4 protein-coding genes and 2 pseudogenes are annotated in these 8,497 nt (G+C 69.5%); 1 reads left to right on the forward strand and 5 read right to left on the reverse strand.

Features of this window, described 5'->3' with window-relative positions:
- Positions 1 to 48: 48 nt before the first annotated feature.
- Positions 49 to 4,860 carry a type I-E CRISPR-associated protein Cse1/CasA gene (casA, locus tag BIV57_RS02055; RefSeq protein WP_071654857.1) on the reverse strand — a complete coding sequence of 1,604 codons (4,812 nt, stop codon included), beginning with the start codon at positions 4,858 to 4,860 and terminating at the stop codon, positions 49 to 51.
- Between the two features lie 79 nt (positions 4,861 to 4,939).
- Positions 4,940 to 5,092 carry a hypothetical protein gene (locus BIV57_RS24830; protein WP_175548632.1) on the reverse strand — a complete coding sequence of 51 codons (153 nt, stop codon included), beginning with the start codon at positions 5,090 to 5,092 and terminating at the stop codon, positions 4,940 to 4,942.
- A gap of 1,018 nt (positions 5,093 to 6,110) precedes the next feature.
- On the opposite strand from BIV57_RS24830, the pseudogene BIV57_RS02060 reads away from it, so the two are divergent.
- Positions 6,111 to 6,323, forward strand: a pseudogene (locus tag BIV57_RS02060) (transposase); the annotation flags it as partial.
- 39 nt (positions 6,324 to 6,362) lie between these two features.
- Here BIV57_RS02060 and BIV57_RS02065 read toward each other — a convergent pair.
- The 3 genes and pseudogenes from BIV57_RS02065 to BIV57_RS24835 form a co-directional block, all read right to left on the reverse strand.
- A complete protein-coding gene (locus BIV57_RS02065) occupies positions 6,363 to 6,584 on the reverse strand; it encodes a hypothetical protein (protein WP_071654858.1) in 222 nt (73 codons plus the stop codon).
- A 30-nt stretch (positions 6,585 to 6,614) separates the two neighbouring features.
- Entirely contained in the window at positions 6,615 to 8,174 is a 1,560-nt protein-coding gene (locus BIV57_RS02070; RefSeq protein WP_071654859.1) for an MFS transporter, read from the reverse strand.
- Between the two features lie 55 nt (positions 8,175 to 8,229).
- A pseudogene (locus BIV57_RS24835) lies at positions 8,230 to 8,497 on the reverse strand (hypothetical protein); the annotation flags it as partial.

Below are 8,497 nucleotides of genomic sequence, written 5' to 3' on the forward strand. Positions count from 1 at the left end.
CCGGCCGGGGGCCGGTAGGGCGGGTCCGCAGTGTGGAGGGCCGGCCGGTCAGGCAGCGCTCGGAACCGGTGCGGCCGGAGAGCGGCTTCCGGGCCTGCCCGGAGGCGGACCCAGAGTCTTCTCCAGACGCGCGAAGAACCACAGCTCCGCTCGTCCCGCGTCCATGAGCGTCCTGCCGCGTCCGGGGAGGTCGACGAATCGACCGTCTGCGGCGGCCGGTCCGGCGGATCGGATCTCTTCGCGCCCGAGCCTGTACAACTGCCGGCGCACCGTCTCCCGCCATTCCTGGCGTGCAGTCAGTACATCCGGGTGGCTGGCCAATTGGCGCAGCCAGGCGCGAAACGGGCCGTCCAAGCAGCCATAGCCGCGATCGCGGGCGGTCTCGGCCGCAGCGTCCGAGTGCTCGCTGCCCGAACTCAGGGCCAGGTGGGACGCGAGATGTCCCAGGGCACTGACTGCATCGACCGCCTCCCTGACCGCGTCGATTGCTGCGGCCCCGAAGGTCCGGTTCTCGGCGTGCAGCGTCACCACGGGAAGGACCACGGAGTCGTCGACCATCTCGTCGATCACGGACTGCTGGGTCCCGTAGAGAATTCCGACGGTGCGCAGCCGAAGGAGTCTGCCCGGATCGATCTCGTACTCGGTGCTCACCTCCGTCAGCCACCGGACGATGCGCGACCGGAGACGCTCCGGGGCCTCGGCGCCACCGTTGTCGCCCGCGGAGCCCCGGGCGGGCAACAGCGCCTCGATACCGCGCCACGCGGACCGGCGGGGATCGTGGCGCTGCGGTGTGTAGAAGACGGCGCGCTGCCGCTTTTTCTCCTGGACGGCGCTGCGACGCCACGCACTCATCGGCTCCAGCAGCCAGGGCGACTCCTGCGCCAGCGGGTCGCCGTAGCCGAGCACGACACCCGTCACCGCACCGTCGACGGCCACCAGCCGGATCCGGCGTGTCTGCCAGGTGTACAGGTCGCGCAGGCCGGCCGGTTCGGGCCCGCCGGCCCGGGGGTCGCGAGGGCCGGCATCCAGGGGCCGCTCCCGCCGCCAGACCGGCAGGTCGTCGTCGATTCGGTCGGCGTAGCCGGTGCTGCGGTAGGCGCTCTCGAACGGGACGAGGTTGAGCAGCAGCGTCTCCCGCAGCGTCCCCCCCTCCGCGAACACGCCGCCGAGCAGACCCAGCGAGCCGACGCCAAGGGGGTACACCTTGCCCGCCTTGCCCCTGGCGTCGCCGTACAGCGCCGACTTGATGCCGGAGGTGTCGAAGGCGTGGGCGTGCACCAGCCAGCGCGCGGCCTCGGCGTACGGCAGCCGATCGACGCCGGGCCGCCGCATCGAGAACAATGCGGACCCGGTCGGGACGTCGGCGACGATCCGGCTCAGCGGCGCCAGTTCGTTCTTTTCCGTCCGCAGACCGGCGACCTGGAAGAACGGGCGCTCATCGTCGAAGAGTTCAAAGCGCTCCGCGTTGTGGTCCAGATAATCGACCACTGCGCCGAAGGGATCAGGCGACTCCCACAGGTCTGCCCAGGCGTCGAAGTCCTCCGGCCCCTTCAATGCGTCGTAAATGACCGCCAGAGCCAGGCGCAGCAGGGCGAGTTCCTGAGTCGGGACGTCCCCGACGATCCGGCGCAGCTCCCCGGCGCGCAAGAAGAGCTCCCGCAGGGACAGCTCCACCTCGCTGCCGTCGACTGACAGTTGGACGGGGAGCCAGGGCTCGCGTACGAGATTGAAGGATGGCGGCCGGGACCGCTCGGCCGTCACCGCGCCCGCCCCATCATTGCCGAACTCTGTTCCCACCCTGGCGTGCTGGCCCGCGCGCACAGCCACCGTCTTGGGCTTCTCCGATTCCCCGGTTCCATTTCCGCCCCCCTGCTCCGGCGCCGGGCCTCCGGCTGCGGGCACGCCACTGTCGGCGAACCGCAGCCCGTCGGTCCGGCTGTAGCTCAACTCGTAGCCTGCCAGGCGGGTCCGACAATCGGGGTCCAAAACCAGGAACAGCTCTCCGGCCAGCCATGGGCATTCCTTGGCCTGCCAGGCGGGAATCCAGAACCCCTCCAGATCGGAAACGGTGCGGTCGATGATTCCGGGATGGCTGAAGCGGCCGGGCAGGGTGAGCGCACACGACGCCACAGCCTCCGCCGCCCGCCGGGACGGCGGGGACTCGGTCGGCAGCTCGACGCCTCCCTTTCCGCCGTCCAGCCACGGCACGGTGGTCAGCCGTCCGTCGGCAGTCCGCTGGATGACCAGGACCTCCACGGTCTCCTTCGAGTCCCGCACCTGCGCCCGCCCGGTCGCACTGTCGTCCGCGTCGCCGGCATGCGCCTCCAGCCATCCGTGGACCGGTCGTCCGATGCGCCCCACATGATCCAACAGGAACCCGTCAGCCCGGTGTCGCTGGGAGTCCAGCAGCGCGCGGTGCTGCTCCTCAGCCGCCGCCATACCGTCGGCCCACGCGGCGGGTTCGAGGGGGCCGGCGCCGTAGGCCCGCTGAACCAGTGGACTGATGTCGTCCGGAAGGCGAACCGGGGCACCCTCGAGATGCGGCTTGAGGACGGCGAGCGACCGCAGCAGCGTCCAGTCGCCCGGGTACACGGCGCGTGACCCTCTCACCGGGGTGGGCGGGGACGCATCCCAGTCCGAGACCCCCGTGATTAGGCATCTGGGCGCGGCCAGGCGCGTCGGGCGGTCCGCGGGGTGCCGGTGCAGGCGGCCCATCCGCTGGAGAACGAGGTCGACCGGTGCCAGATCCGTCACCAGCAGGTCGAAACTCACGTCCAACGACTGCTCCACCACCTGGCTGGCGACCACCACATGACGCTGCGGCCTGCCGCCGCCAGGCCCGAACCGCCCGACGAGGTGTGCGTCGTTGGCCGCCCGGTCGGCCGCGAGGAAGCGTGAGTGGGCGACGGTGACCTGCACGTCGCCGAAGCGCTCGCGGAGCACGTCGGCGGCGTCCACCACCCGGGCCACGGTGTTGCGGACGACCAGGGCGCAGCCCCCGTCGGCCAGCTCGGACTCCAACCGGTCGGCCAGCACCGCAAGATCGTCCTCCAGCGGCTCCAGCACCACGGCCGCGCTCCGACCCGACGCGGCCGGGGGCCGTGCGCAGCGCGGCGCACGACCCGGCGAGACGGCAGTGAGCAGCGGGTACGCATCGGCCGCCGTCTCCACCTGCTCCGCACTGTCCTTGCCGGCATAGGCCGCGGCGAGGGCGCGCCGGCGATCGGCGGGCAGGGTCGCGGACAGCAAGACAACCGGCACCCGGTAGGCGGCGAGCCACTCCAGGGTCCGATCCAGGTACCGGTTCATGTAGGCGTCGTACGCGTGCACCTCGTCGATTACCACCACCTTCCCGGCGACGGCCAGATGACGAAGCGCCAGATGCCGGCTCTTCAAAGCCGAGAAGAGCACCTGATCCACGGTCCCGACGGCGAACGACGCCAGCAGCTGCTTCTTCCGTCCCCGAAGCCACTGGTGCGCATGCAGCCCCGTGGCGCGCCACCGCACACGACCAGCCAAGCCGTCCGCCTTGCCCGGCCGGTTCGCCGTTACGGCCTTTGCGGCCTCGTCCCCGTCCGGGTCGACGGCCGCGATGGTTCTGCTCCCTTTGCGGAGCAAGCCGGCCCACTCCTGCTGGAGAGCGGCCTTGGCATGCGCCAGCACCACCGACCACGGCCCATGCCCGCCCGGCCCATCCTCCTCGGGCAGCGCCTGAAGCCACGACAGGAGGCGGCCGAACATGGCGTCTCCTGTGGCCCTCGTGGGTAGCGCAAGCAGCAACCCCCCGGCGCCGGATCGGGCCGCGAGTATCTCCGCCGCCGCGAGCGCAGCCTCCGTCTTTCCCTCGCCCATCGGCGCCTCGATGATCAGCAATCCGCCCGGCTCCATCGCCCGGGCCATCCGCACCGCCTCGTCCTGGACCGGCCGCGGGGCGGCCTTTCGGAGGTGGGGAAAGCGCGTTGCGAACAGGTCCCGCGTCGACCCCGCGGGCGTCCTGGGTCTCCAGGGCTCTGGTAGATCCAGCCCGGCCCAGGCGGCGCGCAGCCTGCGCGCCTCGCCCTGCGGGCCCCAGGGCTGCCAGGACTCGGGCGCATACGGAAAAAGCTCCGGGGAACTCGCAATCCAGTCCGAGATGATCACCACTGCAGTCAGCAGGACCTGGACGGGTTGAGGCAGCCGAACGTCACGCAGGTCCGCGAGGATGCCGTCGGCGCCGGTCAGGCTGGCGCACCAGTCGAGCAGCTCGAACTGGGTTCGGCGCCAGACCTGTTCACTCGGCCCTGGGTGCCGTATCAGGTGGGGACGCAGCTGAAGATCGTGAATCTGCGCGCTCTCGGGCGGCACTCCATGGTGTCCGCCGGCGATGACCGCGAACTGCCCGACCGTCCTCGGCCCGAACCCGAACCGCTCCCGCAGCCACTCCTGGAGCACAAGCTGCCCAGCGAGCCCATGCGGAGCCAAGCGTCGGTCCTGGCCGTACTCCTTGGCCGTGAGCATGTCCAGACCTTCGTCCCGCATGCGGTTGGCCAGGGAATCGACCTGGCATGCGAATGCTGGCGATACTTTCCCGATGTCGTGTGTAGCTGCCAGGAAGCGCACCAGCACGCCGGCTTGCCGATCTCCATCGGGGAGGGGCGCCGCCACCAGGCGCCGCACGGAATGTGGCAGCCATTCATCCCACAGCTTTCCGGCCACTGCACAGGAGTCGGCAAGGTGTCGGTGCAGCGGCAGCCACCCATCGGTCTCGCGATCATGCTTGGCCCAGGCGGACCGAGCCGCTGCAGACAAGCTCTGCGAAAGTGGTCCGAGTTGGGGCCTGACGGATGTGCCTGACTCATCCGGGCTGTGGGTTGCAGCCATCCCAACGCCTCCATGACTAGGGATTCACTGAAGCAGTCGAGGGGGCGAGGGCCGGGTTCCGGCCCTCGCCCCGGATGGATCAGCGCTCGCGGCGGCGCGTGACCACCACACCGATCAACATCAATAGGGCCCAAATCCACGGCCGTTGAGGGGACGCGCTGATCATTGCGCAGATCAGCACCCAGATCAGGTTGCCTTCCGGCTCGTTGCCGTGGAGTGCTAAGGCTTTCACCAGCTAGTATCTCCTTCGTCTCTGGCCTTGCGGGGTTTTGGGACAAGGAGGCCGGACTCCCGGCCCGTCGCTGCAACGACGGGGATCGGGGCACAGTCCGGCCTCCGCTCGTGCGTGGGGAGGGGCCTCCCCGGGGAGCAGGCTACGGTTCCGGCGGTGTGGTTCGCAGGCGATTGGAGCTTCCTGTTTAGAAAGACATCCTGGGATAGAGTCATCACAGTTCGACAGATCTCGACATAGGCTCGAACCTGCACTGTGGACTTGGTAGCGGGATCAGCCCCGCAGGTGCGGGGAGCAGGTCGGCATCAGGTCTTCACAGGGACCACACCCGCGTGCGCGGGACCACGTGCGTGGAATCCTCTCAGATCCTTCCCTAGGGGACCACTCCCGTAGGGATCCCATGCGTCTGAGGGGAGCGCGCGCTGGTGTCGCGGCCTCAGTGGCGCCGGCCGAGACCTCGCCCGCGTCTTCGGGTAGCGTCGCCGCACCAAGGCGTTGCGGTCCTTAGGGGCGGATCGGCCCCAAGTCCGCAGGGAGTTAGGGCATTCGGAGGCCGAGGCCATGCGGCTTCGCTGGGGTGGATGCGGTGGCGGTGCCACTGGGATGTCCGGCGTTTGGCCTGGTCGGCTGTTCGTGCAGGTTGGCGGGCGGCCTGATCGGGTGCAGTGGTAGATCCCCGGATCGGTGGTGGCATCAAGCCGTATTGACTGGTGACGTCTTCGCCGTACCTCCCTCCCTTCCCTGCCGGTGGCGTGTGCGGATCCCCGCTCTACGGGGACGGCCTGGACAATCAACGCCGACGCGGAGCGGCGCCTCGCCCTCTTGTGCTGCCAGGCTGTCGGCCACGTCCTGGAGCCCGCCCGCCTGGGCGGCTTTCAGGGGTTCGTGGCGGCCGTCCCGGAAGACGGGGTTCTCAGAGGGTGTTAAGTCCGTTTCTGTAGGGTCTGGTGTCGCTCGTTCGTGTGTGCGCTGACGGTTGTAGCCGTTCGGGGCGGGTGCGCGTGGTGGGCTCTGCGTGATGGAACGGGCGTCCTATCCCAGCGACTTATCCGATGAGCAGTGGGCGTTGATCGAGCCGCTGATCACCGCATGGAAGCAGGCCCGGGTCGCGCGGTCGGCGACCGGCGACCCGGGTTCGGCCGACATGCGCGAGGTCGTGAACGCGATCTTCTACCAGAACCGGACGGGCTGTCAGTGGCGCTACCTGCCCCACGACCTGCCCGCCTGGTCGGCGGCTGTGCCGGGTTCTGGAGGTCTCCCGGGTCGGCTATTACCGATGGCTGGCCGCCGCGCCCCCTACATGGGTGCCGCCAACGCCTTCGGTTATCTGCCAGTCCCGCTCCCGCAGGTGCGCCGCGACGATGCCGGCGGTTCGGAACTCGGCGAACGACAGCTCCGGGTGCGCGTGCAGGTCTTCGTAGAGGGTGCGCAAGCCCGGAAGACGGTCGCTGAGTCCGGCCAGAAAGGGCGCGGTGTCGGAGTTGGTGGACACCGGGTGCTCCAAGACGTGGGTGCGGGCGGGTTATCGCGTAGCCGGCTGGAGCGCCTCCGGCCTGTGCCGGACGAACAGGACCGTCGGCACGGCGATCGCCAGGACGAACAGTCCGGCGACCAGGACGCCGGTGTGGAAGGCGTCATTGAAGGCGTGCCGGACGATGTCCTGGACCTGTGCGGGCAGCCCGCTGGCGTCGCGGCCGTGCTTGGCTCCATCGGCGATCTGGGCGATGGCCGGGCCGGGCACTCCGCTTCGGGCCAGGTCCGGGGTGAGGTTGTCAGCGAACTGCGATGTCAAGATGGTGCCCAGGATGCTCGCGCCCAGTACGTTGCCGAGCTGGCGGAACATGTTGACGGCCGAGGACGCCATGCCCGCCTGCGACGCCGGGACGCTGATCACCGCCGCCGCGGTCGAGGGGGCGACCAGCAGTCCGCCCCCGATGCCGACGATCAGCAGGCCGGGCCACACGTGAGAGAAGTCGGGTCCGGCCTGTGTCCAGCGCAGGGCGAGGATCCCGCCGCCCATGGCGAGCAAGCCGACGGTGAGCATGAACTTGAATCCGATCCGGTGGACGAGTCGGCCCGCCACCGCACTGACCACGATGAAGGGCACGAACATGACCAGCGACCGCACGCCCGCGCCGAGCGCGCTGAGGTCTTGGACGTGCTGCAGGTACAAGACCGTCATCAGGGCGGTTCCGGTGAATCCGATCATGGAGGTGGCGGCCACCGCCATGACGGCACTGAACGAGCCGGAACGGAACAACCGGACGTCGAGCATCGGGTCGGGGTGCTTGGACTCGTACCAGATGAGCATGGCCAGGCCGGCGGCGGAGATCGCATAGGCGGTCACGATGGTGGCCGAGCCGTAGCCGAGGGTCTTGCCCTCGATGATGCCGAACGTCAACGTGGCGACGGTCAGGGTTCCCAGCACCAGGCCGACCGGGTCCAGGCGGCGGCCCGGATGCCGACTGTCGGGGATCAAGAACACCGCCCCGGCCAGGGCGATGGCGCCGAGCACGATGTTGATGACGAAGATCGCGTGCCAGGAGTAGTGAGTGAGGATCGCACCGGAGCCCAGCGGTCCGACCGCCAGGCCCAGGCCGGAACTGCCGGCCCAGATCGAGACAGCTTCGGTGCGCTGGCGCGGGGCGGAGAACTCGTGGCTGACGATGGCCAGGCCGGAGGGCAGCAGCATGGCGCCGCCGACACCGATGATCGCCTGGGCGGCGATGAGCATGCCAGTGGTGTCGGCGCGGAAGGCGGTGGCGCTGCCGATGATGAAGAACAGCACACCCAGGCCGAACAGGAGCCGGCGCCCCAGCCGGTCGCTGAGCGTGCCGGCGGCGAGGATGAGACTGGCCACGGCCAGGCTGTAGGCGCTGGTGATCCACACGATGGAGGTGGGTGAGGACTGCAGGTCGGTCTGGATGCGGGTCAGGGCGCCGATCGTCGAGGAGACGTTGACGAAGGCCATCATCGTGCCGACGCAGATCACAGCCAGGGCGAGCCACCGGTTCTTGGCGCCGCCCGGGGGAGACAGGCGGTGTTGCCTGTCGCCTGCAGGGACGAGTCGAGTCGCGGTCATGGTCGGTCTTCCTTGGTCACGGGGTCTTCGGGGCAGGGATCGAAAACGCGTCGGCTTATCCGATGGCGCCGGTGGTCATGGTGGGCAGTTCCGCCTGGACCTTCTGGGTCAGCGCGTCGGCGAAGACCTCGGACTGGCCTGCTTCCAGGGCGTCCAGGACGCGCGTGGCGATGTCGGCCGGCGCTGACTTGTCCACGCCGTCCAGGCGTGCGGTCATCGGGGTGTCGACGTAGGCGAAGTGCGCGCCCAGCACCTGCGTGCCCTGCCCGGCCAGCTCCAGGCGCAGGGAGTTGGTTGAATCGCCCCGGGTTTGATGGAGACAT

Origin of the sequence: Mangrovactinospora gilvigrisea (genome assembly GCF_001879105.1) — a bacterium.
GTDB lineage: Bacteria > Actinomycetota > Actinomycetes > Streptomycetales > Streptomycetaceae > Mangrovactinospora > Mangrovactinospora gilvigrisea.

What these genes read in the sequence shown, in the direction of transcription:
- casA (WP_071654857.1), bottom strand. Translation starts at nt 4,860, where the DNA reads ATGGCTGCAACCCACAGCCCGGATGAGTCAGGCACATCCGTCAGGCCC.
- BIV57_RS02070 (WP_071654859.1), bottom strand. Translation starts at nt 8,174, where the DNA reads ATGACCGCGACTCGACTCGTCCCTGCAGGCGACAGGCAACACCGCCTG.